The following is a 21,723-nucleotide window of genomic DNA, read 5'->3' as shown; positions in this document are numbered from 1 at the left end:
CGAAACCAGATGCACTTATTGGAACAGCGAAACCAAATACACTTATTGGAACAGCGAAACCAGATGCACTTATTGGAACAGCGAAACCAAATACACTTATTGGAACAGCGAAACCAGATGCACTTATTGGAACAGCGAAACCAAATACACTTACTGGAACAGTGAAACCAAATGCACTTATTGGAACAGCGAAACCAAATACACTTATTGGAACAGCTAAACCAGATGCCCTTATTGAAATGACAGCGGCGCTAGAGCCGTCTCAGGAAATGACTTCATCTGTAGAGGCACTGGTTGAAACTCAACATAAACCTCTCGTTTTTGTTGCTAAGCACAGTTGTTTTGGAAAGACGGCATGGTGTGGAATAACACACTGATAATATTGTTTGATTTTTAATCTGTAAAATAAATCAATCGAAATAATTTATTAGTGTAAGGTACTTATTTATATAGGTACCTTATTCAATCAAATGATTAAAAATACTTACATAATGAAAAATAAAGGGTTTTTAGTTAGAAAGATTGATTCGATAGTTTAATCAATAAGATTTAAGCTTTTAATTTTATCTTTTTGTTTTTTTAGCGTATAAAGTTTTACCGAATAACCTTTCTAGTATTTATCATGTCAATTAATAAACTTATTGATTCACTCTCTACACAGGGCTGGTATGTGTGGGACGGTTTCTTGATCCCGCCTAATATAAAAGCTATCAAGGATTGCATTCCAGAAACACTGCAAGATGCACGTATTGGTCACCGTAATTTGTTACAGGGGAATAAAGCAATTCGAGGTGACCAAACAGTTTGGTTAGAACCTGAAATGGGGGCTCCTATCTGTGATTATATGGAGAAAATGGAACAAATAAGACAGGAAATCAACCGTCAACTTTACCTAGGTTTACGCGGTTTTGAAACGCATTTTTGCCGATATTCACAGGGTGGTTTTTATAAGAGACATGTCGATAACCCTAGGGGTGTTGGGCGGCGTAAGGTCACGACGGTTTTATATATGAATGAATCATGGCAACCTAGTGATGGTGGTGAATTGGTGGTTTACGACCAAACAGGTAATCAACTGTTTACATTAGAGCCGATTGCGGGGCGTATGGTCTTTTTTATGTCAGAAGAGTTTCCCCATGAGGTTTTACCAACTAAATTGATACGTGAAAGTATAGCCGGTTGGTTTTTAACTGAAACAGTATCTTAATTAGTTTTTTCATATTCTAGATACTGTTAGATAGTAAGCTATCTTATCAAGATTTCAACAATAAACTTTTAAAACATACAAACTATAAATTTGTATTTTAACGTTAATAACGATATTTTATTTTACTACGTTAATAGTAGCTTAACTTTAAAAAGGAGTTTTATTATGAAATCTAATTATGGAACGCTTGATAACGTAAAAAATTTGATTAAAGAATTAAATAATCAATTCAAAGTTATTGAAGAGAAGTTTTTAAAGTATGAAACTGAACAGATTAAAAATTTTTATAAACTAATTGATTTAAAACCGTTAAGTTCAGATGAATTAGTATTAGAAAATAGAGAGTCTACAGTAAAATATATTTTTGAATCAATGAGTTTTTATAGTGAAAATAAAATTAAACATTTACTTTTTAAAAATTTAATTCATGAATTAAGTGAATATAATGATGTTGCAGTAGATAAAAAGCTAATAAGTACGCTTGATAAGTTTCAGGAGGGGATAGGTAAAATATCGGATATAACATACACTCTACCTAAAATTTACGCCTCAAAACCGCCGCTTATTCAACATGCTTTTCTATCAAGCTTCAATAATAATATAGAAATGAAATATCTATTTAAAGAAATAAATAGTGAAGTCATTAAATATGTTGATATCATCAAGAAAGACTACAATCCCCAAGAGCAAGTACAGATTTCATCGTTGATTAAAGCGAATCAAAGTAGCGCGTTTCTTCCCCAAAGCCCACCGCAAACTATAGAGGAGCAGGCTAAAGCCTATCGTAAAGTACTTGAGCCACAGAATTTAGCACCAGTTATCGAAGGGTTTAGAGAGGGTACACAAGAAACTTTATTATCGAACCACATGGCGGCACTAAAGCCAGTAGAAAGTCACTCTTTAGATAACAACCTGTCAGCAGATTTTACTATTCACGGCTGCCAGATCTTTATTCCACATCAATATCGTATGTAATAGGTCACGTTGGGGGTCCACCTTTCAGAGTGGACCCCCATTAGTTAGTTACTTCGCTTAAACTCTATTCCAACAAAAGTGATCGTAGCATTTCCCCTTTCTATTTGGTAATGGGAATGATGTCGCTGTTTGTCTAATGAGCTCAGTTGTTGTGAGTAATACTCACTGAGTTTCCACTGGATTAATTGCCTTGCGAGTCTCTTATTTGCGTGTTGGCTACGCTCAGACTGGACTTTAACCGCAATACCTGTGGCAATGTGTTTTGCTCTAACTGCAGAAGACGTTTTATTTACATGTTGCCCACCCGCGCCTTGGGCTTTAGTAAATTCAAACTCAATCTCACTTTCTTCAATAGGTTTGATCGCTGAAAAACGCGTGACATTGAGAAACCAATTTTTCCGTTTATGGCGAGGCCTGATGGGGCTTTGACATTGCCATTGAACAGTGCCGCACCAAGTATTGGCTAATGTTTCTGTATTTTCACCTTCCAGGCAAACTAATGCAGATTTTAACCCTTGTTTCGATGGGACAGACTCTAACAAATTGACTGTAACTTGGTGTTTATTCGCTTCTTGTAGAAAACAGGCTAGTGCTTTTTCAACTGCAATACAGCATTCTTCAGGGCCTTGTGCAGAGGAAAATTGTAATAACATGATTAACACTCCCCACTGGTTTTGTAGGTAATGATAGGTTTAAGCCTAGCCACCACTTGGATTACTCCAATATTCACCATGCTTTCAATCACAGTATCAATTGATTTATACGATTGTGGGGCTTCTTCATAAATCAGTTGTTTATTGGCGCAAATGACACGGCTACCTAGTTCTGTTCGAGATAATTGAACAGGTGTGTAGCGATGAGATAGGCGGCCTTTACACTCCCCTCGCATCCATTTGCGCCCAGCGCCGTGAGCGAGGGAATTCAGGCAAGCGTCATTTCCCTGTGGTGCGACTAAATAACTGTAATCGCCACGCGAACCAGGAATAATTACCAGCCCTCGGTCTGAAGGGGTTGCTCCTTTACGATGTAACCACCCAGTTATGCCATTAATTTGACATGCCTCGACTAAATTATGGTTAACATCTAGGCTTAGTTCACCAGTTGATTTAACCTGTTGCAGCATGCGTAGCCCTATAAGACGGCGATTTACCTGTGCAAAATGTAAAGCACCTTGATGAGCTTTAAGGTAATTATCAGCATCACGAGTGCCTGATAGAAGCCCATTGTGGTTATATTTTTCAACGTGTTGTCGAAGAATTGATTGGCCTAAACCACGCGAGCCGCTATGAACTAATAGCAGTAGCTGTTGCTTATTTAACCCACTCGTAGCAAATAATTCAGGGTGCAATACTTGGTCAATGGCTTGGAACTCTGCAAAATGATTCCCACCACCAATAGAGCCTAATGATGCCATAAATTCACATGTTCTCATTGTGTCTGGCACATGTTCTTCGAGCCATGCTAATGAGGCATGATCTGACATCTGAGATAGCTGTTTTTCTAATTTATCGAGGTTAACTTTTGATTGTTTAATATCTGTTTTAAACAGACTCATACCGCAGCCGATATCATTGCCAACTAATGCAGGATAGAAGCGTTTAGTAGAGAAAAATGCCGCACCAATTGGATATCCTCGGCCTGGATGAAGATCAGGCATACCAACAACAGATATCATATCTGGTAAGTTTGCCGTTGTTTGTAATTGTTGGATCGCTTTGCTTTCAATCCATGTATTTTTCGTTGCGATATAACTAACGTGTTCGCTAACGAAATGAAGGGTATTGCCCATAAGCTATTTACTCATTTAAATATTAAAAATAAGGTTATTTAGCGGGCCAATATGAATAGGATCTTTTTTTTAAAGAATGGCTATTTTTGACAGTGCCCGCAAAGAGTTTGATTAATTTTTGACATTGTAAACCTCCTTGCAGTTAGTTGATGAATATAAAACGTTGGGAATACTAGCTATAACTTTTTTCTTTTGCAAGCGCTATTTTTACAAAGAAATATTTTTAGTCATTTTCTTATAATAATATATTCTCGTTAATATTTTTCGATAATTTATAACGAGATTGTTTATTGTTATATTATATGATTATTAATTTTAAAATATACTTTTTATTATCGTAATAACAGGTGTGAGGAATATAAAAGTTTGTTACGCTGTGATTCTGTGCTTGAGCCTTTCTGGTTCAAGCTTATTTTTTGGATCAGAAATGAAAAAGCCCCGTTAGTTATTATTAACCAACGGGGCTAGATCCAAACCTAGACAGTTAGGTTTGTGGTTTTAAGCACCTAATTAAAATACCCCAACGCTACTATTAGTATTGGGGTATTTATTCATTTAAATAATATAAAAGTATAATTAAGCGATATGAACGGTTTTTCCACCGATAATTGTGCGCAATACTTTTACATTTTCAATATCATCGGCTGGGATTTCAAATACATTGCGATCTAGCACTATCATATCGGCAAATTTGCCTGCTTCGAGTGAACCAAGTACATCTTCTCGGTGTTGCGCATAAGCAGAATCAATAGTTGCTGAGCGCAAAACTTCGATAACAGTAAGGTTGCGGTCATTATCCAGTCTTGGCGCTTTTTGACCATTAATATCACGCCCACGTCGTGTAGCTGCCACTTTTAAGTCATACCATTCGTCAAAATCATCAATTGGCCAGTCACTACCAAAAGCAACAACAGCACCTGCATCGACAAATTTAGCGATAGGTTCTAATTGTTCAAAACGTTCATCACCTAGCATTTTCTTTTCAAAAGCAGCGAGCTCAGGTGTTGGTGCTGCCCATTGGAAAGATAGGCAAGCGATGGTTTTCAAGCGGGCAAAGCGTGCATAATCATCTGCATGTACTAGTTCGTTATGGGCTAAGCCTGGGCGAATATCTTTTTCGGGGTGTGCCGCTCGCATTTTTTCAATCGCATCTAATACAATTGACACAGCACCTTCGCCGACAGTGTGTAAGTGTGGGTCATAACCTGCCGCTGCTATTTTTTCCATCAGTTCATCAAGGATTTCGGCAGTGAAGTAGAGGTCGCCATAGTTATTAGTTTCGACCCAATTAGGGGCATCATCAGTACCTTGATTAATACGATATGGTTGTAATAATGACGCGGTCATGGTTGGAAACTGCATCACGCCATCAACAAACATCTTAATATTATTCAATCCTATTCCTGGAGCCGGTGTCCAATCTGCTTGGTGCCATTTTTTGGCAAATGCAACGGCTTTATCCACCGCGCTAGCAACGGATGCCACATCAGGAGTTTCATCTGGGGTAATTTCACGAGCCGCTTGGAAACGGAGCGTTAAATCACCGCGTTGTTGTAATTGTGAAAATGCTTCGAGTTGTTGTTCAGAAACCCGAGCATCCATGACCATAGTCACGCCTTGTTGATTTAATACTTTTTGAACTAATTCAGCAACTTCAATAGCTTGGTCATCGCGAATAGAAGGAATGCTGTCGGCTGCACGCATGGCAGGGGCATCTTCTAAAATACCGTTTAACTCGCCATTTTCATATTTACCAATTTTACCATCAGGGGGCTCAGGGGTTTCTTTGGTAATGCCAAAGAGTTCGAGTGCACGGCTATTGGCGAGCAATGTATGGCAATCATTGGAAAACAGGACGACAGGGCGCTGAGTGTTCAGTTTATCCATGTCTTCACGGTACATATCAACCCCTGCAGGGAGCATTCCTTGGCGTAGCCAAGCGGTTACTTTTAGCCAATCATTTTCACCGGTACGAGGGTCTTTATCTAAATGGTCTTGAACGCGCTCTAAAATTTGATCGATAGTCAAAGATTCATAGTTCAAATGGCAGCCGAACAATTGAATGCCACCCCAAAATGGGTGCATATGACCATCAATAATGCCGGGCATCATCATTTTGCCTTCTAAATCGATACTTTCTGTTTCAGGACCAACATATTGATGAAGTTCATCTGAGGTGCCTGTTGCGAGAATATAGCCGTCACGGAGCGCAATCGCATCAACTACGCGATTCTGGTTATCTGCGGTGTAGATATAACCGTTAAAATAAATAACATCAGCAAATGGATTATTCATAGTAAACCGTCTGTATCAGTAGTGCTTTAGAAGCAACAAAGCTAAAAAAACAACGGGGAAGGCAAATGCTCCCCCGTAATTATTTATAAAGTATGAAATGATTAGTTAATAATCATCTCAGTTTCGTCATCAGAAATTGCAGGAGGACGACGAGTGAAGCCATGGGTGAGCAGGGTGAGATAAACAGCACCAGCAGCTAACCACCATAAACCGACTTTAAAGGCTTCGCTATCAAGGCTTGTCCATAACCATAAGGTTAAGATAACACCAATGGACGGCATTATCAGGCATGTGACAATTTTTGTATTATCTAATGACGCTTTTCGGTCAATATAGAAATGTTTGATTACGGATAAATTCACGAAAGTGAAGGCAATCAAAGCACCAAAGCTTATCATCGATGCAACCATGCTTAGGGATAAAACTAACGAAAGCAGGGAAGCGATAGCCACAAAAATAATGGAATAAACAGGCGTATTGAGTTTTGGATGTAAATAAGCAAATAAAGAACGCGGCAGTACGCCCTCACGGCCCATCGCATAGAAAATCCGCACAATACTGGCCTGTGAGGTCATCGCTGAGGCAAATACACCAATAACATAGGCGGTGATAAAGCTCGATGCCATCATTGCGCCACCGACTTGTTTCATCACAGCAAGGCTAGCAACATCGGTATTAGGAATAAAGTCCTGCCACATTGGATAAACGAGGTGTGCGCCGTAGGAGATAACGACAAATAGCGTTCCAGCGATAAACACAGTGTATAGGATTGCTTTAGGTAATGCGCTGCGAGCATCTTTGGTTTCTTCTGCCATGGTTGAAATTGCATCAAAGCCAAGGAAGGCTAGGCACAGCACTGCGGCACCTGCAAACAGCCCAGAGGCTTGATCTGCCATAACCGTAATTGGTGCCAATAAGGCATCTGCATCTAATACAAATGATGTTTTAAAGCTTAGGTATAAAAATACAGCGATAAACACAAATTGCATTAAAATGATTAGCATATTCATTGAGGAAACTAATTTGATCCCCAATATATTCATAATGCTAACAATTGTGATGGTGCTACAAATAATCACATACATTGGAATATCAGGGAAAGCTTCATGAACGAAGATCCCAATCGCGATGTAGTTGATAATTGGTAGGAATAGGTAGTCGAGCAATTGTGCCCAACCAACTAAAAAGCCAAGTGTGCCGCCGAAAGTTTTTTGTACATATGAGTAGGCAGATCCAGAAAGTGGAAGTGCGCTAGTCATTTTGCAATAGCTCATGGCAGTAAAAAAGACAGCGGCTAATGTAATCAAATAAGCGACAGGCAAATGCCCTTCACTTAATACAGTAACTTGCCCATAGGTGGTGAAAATTCCGAGTGGTACCATATAGGCCAGCCCGAAAAAAACTAACGCAGGAGTGGTTAGTACGCGTTTCATTTGAACGGTATTCTGTTGCATTTTGAAGCCCTTCCCAAAAGCCCTTAACAACGTTAACTCTGTCTGAATACTCAGGGAGAGTGAACCTAAAATGCAGCCATATAGCTTGGTCTTTATAACATTGGCTATAGTACTACACTGTTTTTATTTAATACTTACGCGTCATATTCAATTTCAGAAAACCTCGCACCAGGACATTTTAATTAAATGTCATCGTGCGCACTTTAATGAAACGTCAGTGATGAATCGGACCATCACCATCCGCTGGGGTGAATACAAGCGGCGTACAATATAATTACCAAGTTCCTATTAAGCAATCATTAATTGAAAAAAATATAGAATTACTTTTATATCAATAAGTTGTTTATAGAAGAGTCAGTTAATTGATGAGAATTTAAGATAGGTTAAATGATAGCTATTTTTAGAATAAAATCAAGCCAAATGAGGTTATTGTAATTAATTGATTTATATGGTTATTTTTGATTTCGTTATGGGGTGTGAGAATTAATCTATCTGGTTTTGATTAACTCTAAGTATTATTCATAATAAAAAATTAATATTCTTTTTTATCATCATTGCATTAATTAAATTAATTATTTTTGTTCCATATAATGAAACACCGACTTTCTTTTTATATTAAAAACAAAGTCGGTGTTTGAAATTGGCACTGTTTATCCACTATGCAGCTTTATATAAATTGCGATAATTTATTTCTTCCTCAGCTTTTGTTGAGTATATAAAGCATCTAATGTAAACAAAACTAATGCAATCCAGATAAAGCCAAAAGTTACTAATAATTCAGTGGTCATGACTTCTCCATACACAAAGACCGCCAGCAAGAACATAATACTTGGCCCCATATATTGGAAAAACCCAAGGGTGGATAACCGTAAATGGTTTGCTGCCTCTGTGAATAATAATAATGGCACCGTCGTAATAACACCCGCGGCAATCAATAGAATATTCAAGTGCCAATCATTGACAGCCATGTTACTGGTAGGGCTATCTGCAAAAAATAATAAGAAAATAACGCCAACAGGTAGTAGCCATAATGTCTCGAATGTCATCCCTGTTTGAGCATCTACGCCAAGTTTTTTACGTAATAAACCATACGTTGCAAATGTTACAGCTAGACTTAAGCCGATAACGGGGACTGAACCGAATTGCCAAAGTTGGATTAATACCCCAGTTAAGGCAAGCGCGACGGCAAACCATTGCATAGGGCGGAAGCGCTCTTGTAAAAATAACATACCAAACAATACGTTAACTAATGGGTTGATAAAGTAGCCTAAGCTTGCTTGTAACATATAACCATTATTAACAGACCAAATATAAATTAACCAGTTGCAAGCAATTGTTGTCGCTGTCACGCCGAGAAGTAATATTTTCTTGGGTTGCTTGAGTACTTGACGGACATAATTCCAATGTCGTGAAACGGTTAATAACAAAATCATAAAGAAAAATGACCAGATAATACGATGAGTCAGGATTTCTTCTGCGGGCACTTCTTGGATACTTTTAAAATAAATAGGTGCGACACCCCAAATAAAATAGGCGCCTAAGGCACATAATACGCCTTTGGTAGTATTTTGCTGGCTCATTGTTGGCTCTGAAATTGAATTAAAAACTAAAAGAAATTTATACAGAGATACCGAGCCGTTTTTTGTGCGGCTCGATTTTTGATGCCACTAATGTGACATTGCTCAGGTTTTTTTACAAGTTAATAGTTTACTAAGTGACTAATTATTTACAACACTAACTCAACCAACGAGATAAGTAGCGGTCGCAGTCGCAATATGTTGGTTATTTTCATTATGTAATTCACAACGGGTGACGGCTATTTTATTGCCGTCTCTTAATAAACTGGCACTCGCGGTAAATACTTCACCACGTCCAGGACGTAAATAATCCACGCGTAGATCAATTGTGCCCATTCGCGACATTTTATCCACAATTTCTGTATGTGATAGCGGGTCAATGCGCTGCAATATGCGGTTAATACACACCATTCCGCCAGCAACATCTAAAATAGAGGCAATCACACCACCATGTAGAATATTTTGAGTGAAGTTGCCAATGAGTTGTTGGCGGTTTTCAATTGTTAGCTGAACAAAATCATCATTCATATTGGCCAGTTTAATGCCGAGTAATTGGTTAAAAGGCATTTTGTAGATAAATGCATGGCTCATTAGCTCACTGGCTTCTTCTAAGGTATAGATACGGTCATTCATCATGTTCATCCTTTGAATAAAATGTAAATGATAAGTTAACATTATGTATAAAATATGTCTCTAACAAACGTATGAATAATCTTTCAACAGTCTGTGGGTTTTATGTGTAAAATAGGACAAACTTTTTTTTGACGATGTTGAAAATAGGAATGACTAATGCGTGCTTTAGCAGTGTTATTGAGTGCCGTGCTCTGTTTTTGGTCTGCTTCTCTATCTGCGACTGAAATTAATTCCCAGTCAAATCAGGATATAACGAGCAACACACCAATCAGAGGGAGCATTATTTCAGGGTTATTACAAAATTATGATAACCCTTTTGTGTTGTATCCGTATGAATCAAATTACATCATTTACACCTATACTTCCTCGATAAATAAAAATGCGATTTCGAGCTACAACTGGGGGGATGATGCATTAAAAGATGAAGTTAAATTTCAATTAAGTTTAGCCTTTCCTTTATGGGAGGGGATTGCAGGGGATGATTCCATTCTCGCGGTCTCGTATACACAACGTTCTTGGTGGCAACTGAGCAATAAAAAAGAATCTTCTCCTTTTCGTGAAACCAATTATGAGCCGCAGGTTTTTGTCGGCTGGCTAACCGATTATCAACTGGGTGGCTGGACTTTGCGTGAAATTGAAACTGGTTTTAACCATGAATCAAATGGTCGTTCCGACCCAACCTCACGTAGCTGGAATCGGGTATATGCAAGGATGATGGCACAAAATGGCAATTGGCAAGTTGACCTAAAACCTTGGTACCGTATTCATGAAAGCGAAGGTAGCGATGATAACTCAGATATCACAAAATATATGGGATATTACCGCCTGAAAGTCGGTTATGCGCTGGGTGACAGTGTGTTTACAACCACGGGTCGTTATAACTGGAACACCGGTTATGGCGGTGCTGAATTAGGTTGGAGCTATCCAATTAGTAAACATGTGCGAATTTATACTCAGTTGTTTAGCGGATATGGCGAGTCAATGATAGACTACAACTATCGCCAAACTCGATTTGGTATCGGTGTTATGTTAAACGACATGTTGTAATCTAAGGTTAGCTCAACCTGATTTTGTTAGTTAGAGCTAAATATCTTTTGATGAATCAACAAATTCGCTGCTCAACTGGGCAGCGACTTGTTTTATAGATTGAGGAAGTTTGTGTCAACTGCTTGTGTCATTAACCAACTTTCGCTGGCTGAAAATGTGCTTAACAGTACATTTGGTTACCAGTCATTTCGCTCTGGGCAAGATGCAGTTATTGGGGCTATCCTTGATAATCGTGATTGCTTAGTGTTAATGCCAACAGGGGGCGGCAAGTCCTTATGTTACCAAGTGCCTGCTTTAGTAAAAGAAGGGGTTACCTTGGTGGTCTCTCCTCTTATTTCACTGATGAAAGACCAAGTAGACCAATTGCGGTTACACGGTGTCAGTGCGGCTTGTCTAAATTCATCGCAAACCTCCCAAGAACAGCGCCAAATCATGGAATTATGTAGCCGTGGTGACATTAAATTATTATATGTTGCCCCTGAGCGGTTACTGACTGATTATTTTCTGAGCCAATTATCGAATTGGAATATCAGTTTGCTGGCGGTTGATGAAGCGCACTGCATTTCACAATGGGGGCATGATTTTCGCCCTGAATATCGTTCATTAGGTCAGTTAAGGCAATCTTTGCCTGATATCCCCGTTATGGCATTAACGGCCACCGCAGATGAAACAACTCGAGCAGATATTATTCGCTTATTAGAGCTGCGTGATCCTTTGGTTCATGTGAGCAGTTTTGATAGACCAAATATTCGTTATACCCTAGTAGAGAAATATAAGCCTTTGGATCAACTTTGGTTTTTTATTAAAAGCCAAAAAGGGAAGGCGGGGATCGTTTATTGTAATAGCCGTAATAAAGTTGAGGAAACCACCGAGCGCCTGCAAAAACGTGGCTTGAGTGTTGCAGCTTACCATGCGGGGCTAGAGGCTTCACAACGAGAGTGGGTACAAGACGCCTTTTTAAAAGATAACTTACAAGTTGTGGTTGCAACAGTGGCTTTTGGAATGGGCATTAACAAATCCAATGTACGGTTTGTTGCTCACTTTGATATTCCTCGTAATATTGAAGCATATTATCAGGAAACGGGTCGTGCGGGGCGTGATGGCGTTGAAGCCGAAGCCATTCTATTTTATGACCCAGCAGATATGGCATGGCTGCGTCGTTGCCTTGAAGAAAAACCCGCAGGTATGCAGCAGGATATCGAGCGGCATAAACTGAATGCGATAGCCGCTTTTGCGGAGGCTCAGACCTGTCGTCGCTTAGTCTTACTGAACTACTTCGGCGAAAATCGACAGCAGCCTTGTGGTAATTGTGATATTTGTTTAGACCCACCGAAACAGTATGATGGGTTAATTGATGCACAAAAAGCGCTTTCTTGTATTTATCGTGTTGGTCAACGCTTTGGTATCGGCTATATTGTTGAGGTGTTGCGTGGTGCGAATAATCAACGGATACGGGATTTAGGGCACGACAAGCTGCCTGTTTATGGTATCGGTAAAGAACACAGTAATGAGCATTGGGTTAGTGTGATCCGCCAATTGGTACATTTAGGCATGATCACTCAGAACATTACGCACTTTTCTGCACTGCAACTCACCGAAGCCGCTAGGCCAATATTGCGAGGTGAAAGTGTATTACAACTCGCAGTTCCTCGTGTTTTAGTGGCAAAAAGCCGTAATCAACAAAACAAAATTTATCATGGTAATTATGATAAGAAGCTATTTGCGAAATTGCGTAAATTACGTAAATCGATAGCAGACGAAGAAAATATCCCACCATTTGTGGTATTTAATGATGCGACACTTATCGAAATGGCCGAACATACACCAACCTCTTCGGTTGAGTTACTGTTAATTAATGGCGTTGGTGAGCGTAAGCTTGAACGTTTTGGGGATGCATTTATGACGCTTATCCGAGACCATCTTGAAGGTTATGAATGAATAAATAAGGAAACTACCGGATGACGCCTGAAAGCCTAAAAGAAAGTTGGCTGAATCGAGAAACTCAATTTTCTGCCTTTACCAATGGCCCCCTTTTAGACTTCTGGCAGCACCGTGAAGAATTTAATTTCCTTGGTGTTGATGATATCCCTATTCATTATGTCCGGTTTATTCATCCTACCCACCATAAAGCGGTCGTCATTTCACCTGGTCGAAGTGAAAGTTATGTGAAGTATCCTGAAGTAGCATATGATTTTTATCATTTAGGCTATGACGTATTTATTATAGATCATCGTGGTCAAGGGCGTTCAGGCCGTATGCTGACAGACCCTCAAAAAGGGCATGTTGAAAAGTTCACTGACTATATTGATGATTTTGAAAAATTTATCGAATTAGAGGTTAAGTATCGCCATTACCCAAAATGTTACGCATTGGCGCATTCTATGGGGAGCGCAATTCTTGCAGGGTATTTATTGCGCGATAGCCTCACCTTTGATGCTGCGACTCTGTGCGCACCGATGATTGGTATCAATCTGCCAATGCCTCGTTGGATGGCGAGTTTTATTGTTGATAGGGCAGAATCACGTGAGAGTGTGCGTAATGATTATGCGGCATCAACAGGTAAGTGGCAGCCTTTACCTTATTTAATCAATGTATTAACACACAGCTCAGAGCGTTATCGGCGTTATTTGCGTTACTATGCGGATTACCCCGAATTACGTTTAGGTGGGCCAACATACCACTGGTTGCGTGAGAGTTTTGCGATGGGCGATGAGCTAATTGCGAAAGCGGGGGACATTGATGTACCACTGATGGTGTTGGAAGCCAGCGAAGAAAAAGTGGTCAGCAATAAAGAGCTACAAGCTTTTTGCCAAAGTCGGCAAAAAGCGCAAATAGGAAGAGAAGAAAAATTACCTCTCGTCATTGAAGGGGCACACCATGAAATCCTATTTGAAGTGGATGCGTTAAGAGCTATGGCACTCAACGCTATCTGTGATTTTTTTGAGCAGTATTAGTTAGGGTTTGAATATGAAATATCCAGTAGTTGCCTCCGATTTAGATGGGACATTACTATCTCCCAATCATGACTTAACGTCTTATACCAAAGACACATTAAAACAGTTAGTTGAAACACAAGATATTCATTTTGTGTTTGCTACTGGGCGCCATCACGTGGACGTTGCACAAATCCGCGATGGCTTAGGCATCGATGCTTATATGATCACTTCAAATGGTGCTCGTATTCATAACACACAGGGTGACTTGATTTTTGAGCACAATGTTGATGCCCAAATCGCCCATGAGCTTTGCCTAATGGAATTTGATAACCCAGAGCTCGTCACTAACTATTATCATGGTGATGATTGGTTTATTAACCGAGAAAGCCCAGAGCAAAAAGAGTTTTTCAAAGAATCGGTGTTTAATTATCAACTGTTTGATCGACATAACTTTAAAACCTCAGAAGTTTGCAAAGTTTATTACACCAGTGAAGATCATGATCTATTAGTGGATTTGCAGCAGCGAATTCAGGATCGCTGGAAAGATAAAGTGAATGTCACATTTTCTTTGCGTAGCTGTCTTGAAGTTATGGCTGGGGCAGTTTCTAAAGGTGAGGCCTTGAAGCAAGTTGCTGGGTTACATGGCTATGCTACAAATGATTGTATCGCATTTGGTGATGGCATGAATGACAAAGAGATGCTTACCATGGCTGGAAAGGGTTGTATTATGCAAAATGCCCACCAGTTACTGAAGGATGCGTTACCGACGATGGAAGTGATCGGTTCAAATAGTGATGATGCTGTTGCTCGTTATTTAAGAAACAAATACTTAAGTAACGTATAGTGTTGAGGTAAGCCCTTCAGTAATAAGTTGGGTAAGTATGGTATTTACCCAACTTATTTATACTTAATTTAGAAAGCTAGCCAGTTGGGACTGAAATTCGGCGAAACGTGCTTTTTAAGTCAATTAGGTCATTTTTCCTATTTTTTCTCACAAAGAGAAAATTTACACTAGGGGTCTAGGTGTTTGGGTCGATATTAATGGATATAGCACTGTTGAGGGTTTCTTAGGATGAAAAAAATTGCGTTAGCATTGTTGGTGAGTTCTGTTTTTTATAGCTCAGTATTAATTGCAACACCGAGTACAGCTCCTACTGCTGCAACCACAGAGCAAGAACCCACGATAGAGCAGATTAAACAATTAGCGCAAAAAGGTGACCCTGAAGCTCAATTCCAACTTGGAGAACGTTATTTTAAAGGTAACGGGGTTTCTCAAGACTCGAAAGCCGCAGCGGATTGGTTTGTTCGGGCTGGGAACCAAGGGAATTCTGACGCACAGTTTAGGCTTGGCACCATGTTTGTGAATGGTTTTGGTGTTCGTCGTGACTATGATAAAGCGATGTTATGGTATGAGCAAGCGGCGGAAAATGGTGATACTCGCGCTGAAACCAATATGGCAATGATGTATGCCCAAGGCTTGGGTGTCCCGCAAAATTTAGAAAAGGCCGCTTTTTGGTTTAGAAAAGCCGCTCAAGGCGGTAATGTTATTGCCCAATTCCATATTGCTCAGATGTATTCGATTGGCAGTGGTGTTGATTTAGATGATGAAAAAGCTGTCTTTTGGTTTAGAAAAGCCGCCAAACAAAAAGATGCCAAATCCCAAGACCGTTTAGGGGTGATGTATTCAGAAGGGCGTGGTGTTAAGAAAAACTTACAGCAAGCTTATGCATGGTTATCTACCGCAGTTTATAGTGGCAATGCGGAGAGCCGCCGTTTGCAAAGTAAAATTGAAGAGCAATTAGAGAGCGCAGACTTACAACAAGCGCAGAAACTGGCTGAAAGTTATATTAAATCCTACGGGAAAAAAGCCAGTTGATTGTTAGTTTGATGGGCCGGAGATAATTCTGGCCCCTGCCATTATAAGTAGTGACAATATCAGGTAGCTCCAACTCAACCGATAAAAGCGGTTATAACCCCACCCCCGTCGGATACTCAGCTGTACCTCTTTAGAAGAAAGCGTCGCCGTCATCATGCGAAATATCACAATGTAGACTAAGCAATAAGCTTGCCATAGGTAGAGTGTATTAAATGCGAAACTTTTACCAACGATTAATAAGATAATTAATGGGATCAAAAAGAATAAAATTGACCCAACTCGTTCAAGTTGGGCAATCCTCAACTTAATTAGCTCATCTTGATGCTGTGGCTCTAGCGACATAATCGGTTTACAACTCCCCAGACTTACGAGCAGGATTACGCCCAGAGAGGTTGTTAGTTGCACTCTGCAGTGAGTTATCGCGCACATCGACCCTCGCTTGGAATGGTGGGAATGGTAAGGTAATCCCTTGTTCAGCAAAGGAAACTAAAATATTTTGGTGGATCTCATGACGAGCCGGTAAGCGGTGCCCCATCTCAGCTGCATAGACACGTAACTCAAATATTTGAATCCCTTGCTGTAAATCAACCAAATACACTTCTGGCGCTGGGTTATCTAAGATCATCGTAGAGCGATTCGCTGCGCGTAAAATAGTGTTAGTCACTAACTCACTGTTGGCATCTGATGGTGCGGGGATGGTCATAACGATACGGGTGATAGTGTCAGAAAGTGACCAGTTAATAAATTGCTCGGTAATAAAAGCCTTGTTCGGCACAATAATTTCTTTTCTATCCCAATCTGTTAGGGTCGTTGCCCGGGTATTGATTTTGGTGATGCTACCCGTTAAGTTACGAATAGTCACGGTGTCCCCGATACGAATTGGTTTTTCAAATAAAATCATCAAACCAGAAATAATATTGGCAAAAATTTCTTGTAAACCGAAGCCAAGCCCAACCCCCATTGCCGCGATTAACCATTGAAGTTTTGACCAGTCAATCCCTAACATAGAGAAGCCGACAATGGTACCAATAAGGGTGATACCATACTTGGTTAGTGTACTGATAGCGTAGCCAGTACCTGGCGTTAAATCTAAATGCTGTAATACTGCAAGTTCCAATAAAGCTGGAAGGTTACGAACTAATTGAGCCGTTACAATAATCGTTAAAATGGCAATAAAGATAGAACCCATCGTGATAGGCTGAATAGTATCAACACCATTTACTGTGGAAGTCACATCCCATAAGCGAATATTTTCTAAGAAAGAAAATGCAGTGTGTAATTCTGACCACAGCCAAATAAGTGATACCAAGGCTATCATGGTTAAAATTGAGCGTACCAGCCCAACAGATTGGGTACTGATAGTATCAAGGTCAATGACCTGTTCTTCGATATCAATATTCCCTTCGCTACTGGCACTTGCTTGTTGGTTATCATCTTCACCTTTGGCTCGTTGTGCCAAAATCTCTGCACGGCGCTGCTTAGCACGCTCAAACGCAAGCTTACGGCGTTGCATCGACATCCATCGACGAATGGTGTGATATATAATGAGGATCACAAACCAAATTGCCACGGAGGTTTCTAAGCGGGCGAGTAGGGCTTGTGATGTTGAAAAATAGCCTAAAATAGAGAAAAATGCGGCAATGATGGGGGCGAGTAATATCATCCACCATAGTGCTTTATTAACAATATTTTCCCCAGACCCATGTCTATCTATATACAGCGGAATTTGTGAGCGACGTAGGTTATTAGTAATTAGGCTTAATGCGATACACAAAAAGATGAAGCAGAAACGGCCAATACTTGCCGCAAATTCCCTATCACTATAATGTTCAAAGGTGATAATGGCCATAACGAGAGGGACGATAACAAAAATAGCCATACGGTAATAACGCATCGCTCGTTTGACAGCGTCTTTGTCCCAACCAAAGTGGGAAATAAATAACCCCGTTGGGCGAGAGAAGGTCTCACTGATCATAAACAGCCATAAAAGTGGTGTGGTTGCACTCACGCCAAAACCAATGGCGACGGCCATCGGATACTGCCATGCACTTTGTAACCCATAACCTATAGCGGACCACATCATTGGTAATGGCAGTGCCACAATAATCGACCAGAAAATAGTACGGATGGTTAAATAGAAGCGGTCTTGCGTCACTTTACCGATACGTAAACTGGAGCGATCAAGGAATGCTTGGTAATGTTTGCGAGTACTGATGCTAAAAATGACCAGTGCTATTGAACCTAAAAGATATAAAAAAGTATCTTGGGTTGTCACCATAACACTGAGTGCGCCAGCAAGCTGGGACAAGGTATCAAGTGACAGTAACTGGGTAATATCTGTGACTAGCAATACGGGATAACTGATGCTAATTGGCGGGACATCAGCTACCCAAAATAGGTAGCGGTTAGACGCATCTTTTACTTCTTTTAATGCATCTGTTAATTGCCCTGTCGCAACATTTAACTTTGTCAGTTCTAACATTTCAGCGTCAAGGCCTGAAATCAACGAGGTTAATAGCTCCCGACGTGTTTTGATTAAAGATTGATAAACCTGAATTTGGGCTGCATTTAGCTCATTAGCCGTTTCTTGTTCGCGGGTATCAATTTTAGTTAGTCTATCAAGGCTATCTTCGTAATTTAAGCGTTGGACTCGTAAATCAGCCATTTCACGGTCAAGTTGCTGGCTTTTAGGGATATCTGGCAAACGAGAAAGCTGTGTCCTCAATGCTTCCCCTAGAGTACTCGAACTACTGATCCATTGAGCTTGCTCGCGAATGGTTGTTAATGCTTGGCGAGCATCGCGAATACTGGTAGATATTTCCGATTGGCTGGTGGTAATCGCACTCATACGTTGAGCTTGAGCCGTTAATTCTTGTGACATTTTACGGTTGACATCAAGCTGTTCTTTCAAAAAGGGCGTTAATTCACCTTGTTCAGCCAACATTTCTGTATGTTCTAAAGCTAAAATGGCTTTTTGTTGGCGTTGAGTATTTTGAAAGTCACGTAATTTTTGAAGCTCAAGCTCCATGCGTTGATAACGTTTTTTATATAACTCTAAAGTAATACGTGAAATTTCTTGGCGATTATTGGCGGACAACTGCGCCATTTCTAATTCATTAACGGCTGATTTGCGAGCACTTACTTCCGCTTGAGCTAAGGTATACTGGGCTTCAGCCAAAGGCGTTGATGGAGTACTAAGGGATTGAAAGCGTGATGTTGCTTCAGTGAGTATACGCCTTGCTTCAGAAAGTTGTTGTGGCAGTACATTTAATGACTCACTGATCTCTCGGCCTTTATCTTGCTCCTGTTGGGTTAGACGGCTTTGGTCCAGTAATTGGCTACTGAGTTGAATAATACGCTGGTCTAATTCCCCTAAACTAATCCCAACTGGGATAGGGGCAGGTTGATCACTTTCGTTAAGTAGCTTTTGTCTTAGCTCCTTAATAATATTAGGGAAATCATCAATAGCTTTTTGATAAGATTTTGCTTTAGCTTCAGAATCACGAGTTTCGTTTATCCAATTGAGTGCGCCTTGTAACGCTTGAGCTATTTCTGCATCTTTGGGGTTTTTACTCGAATCAAGTTGTTTGAGCTCCTGCTTAATCTGTGCTTCATCCTGCGCCGCCGTAGGTGCCGCAACGGAAGAAAAAACGATTAACAGACTAACAAAAAAACTGATAATCAAACGCACAGTAAGGAGCTCCTTTAAGGAATGAGTGATTTACTTAACTTCAGTTGGTTCTTCTGCTACTTGATCTGCTACAGTTTCAGCGAGTAATTCACCCATACGTGTAGCATAACCAGGGATCAGCGATGGGTTAAAACTGATTTTATTGGCTTCAAATAAGTTAACCACCGTTGAACCAAGTTTAAAAAGCCCCATTTCTTCGCCTTTTCTCAGGAAAATAGCACCTTCAGAACCTAATTCAGGGTAAACCCAACGCTTGATTACACCTTCACGAGTCGCATTCACACAGCCGCTCCAGACTGTATCTATACTACCTACGATGGTTGCACCAACAAGAATTTGCACCATTAAACCAACTGGAGTGTCAAAAACGCAAATCAAGCGCTCATTACGCGCAAACAGATTCGGGACGTTTTGTGCCGTCAGTGGGTTCACAGAAAATAGGTCACCAGGGACATAAATCATTTCTTTGAGCAAACCATCACATGGCATGTGGACACGATGGTAATCACTTGGCGATAGATAAGTCGTAATAAATTGGCCACCGCGGAAATGCTCAGCTAATTGATATTGCCCAGCGAGTAATGCTTCAACGGTGTAATTGTGGCCTTTTGCTTGAAAAATAATGCCATCATTAATTGAACCAAGTTGACTCACCGCACCGTCTGCGGGCTGGGCAAGTTGATTATCTTTTTCAACGATTGGGCGTGCATCTTCTTTTAGCAGACGGATAAAAAACTCATTAAAGGTAGAATAAGCGGTCAATTCACTTTTTTGGGCTTCATTCATATCCACTTTATAGGCTTTTACAAACAGCTTAATTGCCCATTGTGTCAGAAACCCTGCATTTCGGCTCGCAAACCAGCCTGCGAATTCAGTAAGGCATTGTTTTGGAAGCATATATTGCAAGCGAATTTTAAATTTATCTAGCACGTTAACCTCTGGTTTTTAAAGGTATGTTAGCAAAAGGGCGGCTATTGTACACAGTTTACTCGCCATATTTCAAACGGTAGTAGGGGGTACCTAAGTGACAGGGAAATACATGTCTTTGGGGTTACCCAATTTTACTGCCGAACACTACTTAGAACTATTTAGAGCCGTAAACAACAAGATTGTAAGCGCTCACTAACTTCACTTGTCTTTCGCTGTAAAGTTACCGCGGGGTTTGACCTGTTCCATACTCTCTAAGATGCGATGGTAGTTTTCAAAGCGTGATTCGGCAATTTTCCCTGTATCTACGGCTTCACGCAGCAAGCAACCAGGATCATCCAAATGTTTGCAATCACGGAATTTACAACCACCAAGGTATTCTTTAAATTCGACAAATCCTTTCGTCACTTGTTCCGTGGTTAAATGCCACAAACCAAATTCACGAACTCCGGGGGAGTCAATCACATCACCACCTAGCGGAAAATGATACAAACGCGCTGTTGTCGTTGTGTGCTGGCCTAACCCAGAGTTGTCTGAAACGTCATTAACGAGAATCGCCTCTTCATTATGCGGAAGTAACGTATTTAGTAAACTAGATTTACCGACACCGGATTGCCCTACAAATACCGACATTTTACCTGCTAGTATGTTAGTAAGTGCTTCCATTCCTTCATTAGTATGGCTAGAGACCTCGAGAACTTGGTAGCCAATATCACGATAAATAGTCATTAAATCGCTTACCCATTCGCGATTCTCTGTATCGAGTAAATCGACTTTGTTTAACACGATAATGGGTTGAATTCCGATAGTTTCACAAGCCACAAGATAGCGATCGATAATATTGAGAGACAGTTCAGGTAAAATAGCTGAAACCACCACGATTTGGTCAATATTTGCAGCGATTGGCTTTAAACCATCATAATAATCTGGACGAGTTAATACTGAGTGGCGGTCATGCACAGCTTCAACGATACCATTAACTTTAATGTCACTTTGTGTGTTTAAGGCAGGGCGCCATACCACTTTGTCCCCAGTCACCAGAGATGAAATGGTCCTACGCAAGTTGCAGCGTTGTATTGTGCCGTCGAGAGCCTCAATATCTGCATGTTGCCCAAACCGGCTGATGACTAGGCCTTCTTGCGCTTCGCCTAATTGGCTATCATCAATCTCAACTGTTTTTTGCTTTTTAAGCCTTTTTTGATGATTTTCCTGAACGCGGCGCTGTTGGCCTTTGGAAAGTTTCTGTTTAGCCACCTGTCCTCTCTTCGCTATTGGTAGTCGTTTAGAATATCAATTATACAGTAAGTTGTTAGTAG

General features: G+C 40.3%; 18 protein-coding genes. 8 read left to right on the top strand and 10 right to left on the bottom strand.

The features are described 5' to 3' along the window. From ACPEH5_RS15235 to ACPEH5_RS15225, 3 genes are all read left to right on the top strand, one after another. Positions 1-377, top strand: a 377-nt coding sequence (locus ACPEH5_RS15235; RefSeq protein ID WP_423727056.1) for a hypothetical protein, incomplete at its 5' end; no start/stop codon positions are given. Positions 378-622: 245 nt separating this feature from the next. After that, on the top strand, positions 623-1,207 hold the full coding sequence (locus ACPEH5_RS15230) for a 2OG-Fe(II) oxygenase (protein ID WP_042845847.1): 585 nt from the start codon (positions 623-625) through the stop codon (positions 1,205-1,207). 165 nt (positions 1,208-1,372) lie between these two features. After that, positions 1,373-2,182 carry a hypothetical protein gene (locus tag ACPEH5_RS15225; protein ID WP_129466649.1) on the top strand — a complete coding sequence of 270 codons (810 nt, stop codon included), beginning with the start codon at positions 1,373-1,375 and terminating at the stop codon, positions 2,180-2,182. A gap of 44 nt (positions 2,183-2,226) precedes the next feature. Here ACPEH5_RS15225 and prfH read toward each other — a convergent pair whose 3' ends face one another. The 6 genes from prfH to ACPEH5_RS15195 form a co-directional block, all read right to left on the bottom strand. Beyond that, positions 2,227-2,838: a peptide chain release factor H gene (gene prfH, locus ACPEH5_RS15220; protein WP_226693414.1), complete on the bottom strand. Its 612-nt coding sequence runs from the start codon at positions 2,836-2,838 to the stop codon at positions 2,227-2,229. Then, entirely contained in the window at positions 2,838-3,971 is a 1,134-nt protein-coding gene (locus ACPEH5_RS15215) for an RNA ligase RtcB family protein (RefSeq protein WP_048605796.1), read from the bottom strand. The genes prfH and ACPEH5_RS15215 overlap by 1 nt, the downstream gene beginning before the upstream one ends. Positions 3,972-4,547: 576 nt before the next feature. Then, positions 4,548-6,266: an amidohydrolase gene (locus tag ACPEH5_RS15210; protein ID WP_042845840.1), complete on the bottom strand. Its 1,719-nt coding sequence runs from the start codon at positions 6,264-6,266 to the stop codon at positions 4,548-4,550. 101 nt (positions 6,267-6,367) lie between these two features. Then, positions 6,368-7,720: an APC family permease gene (locus ACPEH5_RS15205; RefSeq protein ID WP_042845838.1), complete on the bottom strand. Its 1,353-nt coding sequence runs from the start codon at positions 7,718-7,720 to the stop codon at positions 6,368-6,370. Between the two features lie 686 nt (positions 7,721-8,406). Next, positions 8,407-9,300 (bottom strand): EamA family transporter RarD, encoded by an 894-nt coding sequence (rarD, locus tag ACPEH5_RS15200; RefSeq protein ID WP_042845837.1) that lies wholly within the window; start codon positions 9,298-9,300, stop codon positions 8,407-8,409. 159 nt (positions 9,301-9,459) lie between these two features. Then, a complete protein-coding gene (locus ACPEH5_RS15195) occupies positions 9,460-9,930 on the bottom strand; it encodes a thioesterase family protein (protein ID WP_042845835.1) in 471 nt (156 codons plus the stop codon). A 156-nt stretch (positions 9,931-10,086) separates the two neighbouring features. Here ACPEH5_RS15195 and pldA point away from each other — a divergent pair, with 156 nt between their 5' ends. From pldA to ACPEH5_RS15170, 5 genes are all read left to right on the top strand, one after another. Then, positions 10,087-10,977: a phospholipase A gene (gene pldA, locus ACPEH5_RS15190; RefSeq protein ID WP_042845834.1), complete on the top strand. Its 891-nt coding sequence runs from the start codon at positions 10,087-10,089 to the stop codon at positions 10,975-10,977. Between the two features lie 111 nt (positions 10,978-11,088). Continuing rightward, positions 11,089-12,915 carry an ATP-dependent DNA helicase RecQ gene (gene recQ / locus ACPEH5_RS15185; protein WP_423727055.1) on the top strand — a complete coding sequence of 609 codons (1,827 nt, stop codon included), beginning with the start codon at positions 11,089-11,091 and terminating at the stop codon, positions 12,913-12,915. Positions 12,916-12,935: 20 nt separating this feature from the next. Continuing rightward, positions 12,936-13,931, top strand: a complete 996-nt coding sequence (pldB, locus tag ACPEH5_RS15180) for a lysophospholipase L2 (RefSeq protein WP_042845831.1) — start codon at positions 12,936-12,938, stop codon at positions 13,929-13,931. 13 nt (positions 13,932-13,944) lie between these two features. Then, the gene (gene yigL, locus ACPEH5_RS15175) at positions 13,945-14,757 is read left to right on the top strand and encodes a sugar/pyridoxal phosphate phosphatase YigL (RefSeq protein WP_042845830.1); all 813 of its coding nucleotides are present in this window, start codon (positions 13,945-13,947) and stop codon (positions 14,755-14,757) included. Positions 14,758-14,985: 228 nt separating this feature from the next. Next, on the top strand, positions 14,986-15,789 hold the full coding sequence (locus ACPEH5_RS15170; protein ID WP_129466647.1) for a tetratricopeptide repeat protein: 804 nt from the start codon (positions 14,986-14,988) through the stop codon (positions 15,787-15,789). A 3-nt stretch (positions 15,790-15,792) separates the two neighbouring features. On the opposite strand, the gene ACPEH5_RS15165 is transcribed toward ACPEH5_RS15170, so the two are convergent. The 4 genes from ACPEH5_RS15165 to rsgA all read right to left on the bottom strand — a co-directional run bounded on the left by ACPEH5_RS15165 (position 15,793) and on the right by rsgA (position 21,661). Then, the gene (locus ACPEH5_RS15165; RefSeq protein WP_048605800.1) at positions 15,793-16,131 is read right to left on the bottom strand and encodes a hypothetical protein; all 339 of its coding nucleotides are present in this window, start codon (positions 16,129-16,131) and stop codon (positions 15,793-15,795) included. 7 nt (positions 16,132-16,138) lie between these two features. Then, a complete protein-coding gene (gene mscM, locus ACPEH5_RS15160) occupies positions 16,139-19,480 on the bottom strand; it encodes a miniconductance mechanosensitive channel MscM (protein ID WP_042845826.1) in 3,342 nt (1,113 codons plus the stop codon). A 30-nt stretch (positions 19,481-19,510) separates the two neighbouring features. Beyond that, complete coding sequence (gene asd, locus ACPEH5_RS15155) at positions 19,511-20,410, bottom strand: archaetidylserine decarboxylase (RefSeq protein WP_129466646.1); 900 nt, start codon at positions 20,408-20,410, stop codon at positions 19,511-19,513. A 198-nt stretch (positions 20,411-20,608) separates the two neighbouring features. Continuing rightward, entirely contained in the window at positions 20,609-21,661 is a 1,053-nt protein-coding gene (gene rsgA / locus ACPEH5_RS15150; protein ID WP_042845824.1) for a small ribosomal subunit biogenesis GTPase RsgA, read from the bottom strand. Positions 21,662-21,723 lie beyond the last annotated feature (62 nt).

The sequence above is a fragment of the Providencia sp. NPDC089933 genome, from assembly GCF_049545585.1.
Taxonomy (GTDB): domain Bacteria; phylum Pseudomonadota; class Gammaproteobacteria; order Enterobacterales; family Enterobacteriaceae; genus Providencia; species Providencia huashanensis.
Note: the sequence above shows the minus strand (reverse complement) of the source record. Positions and strands in the feature narration are given on the sequence as shown.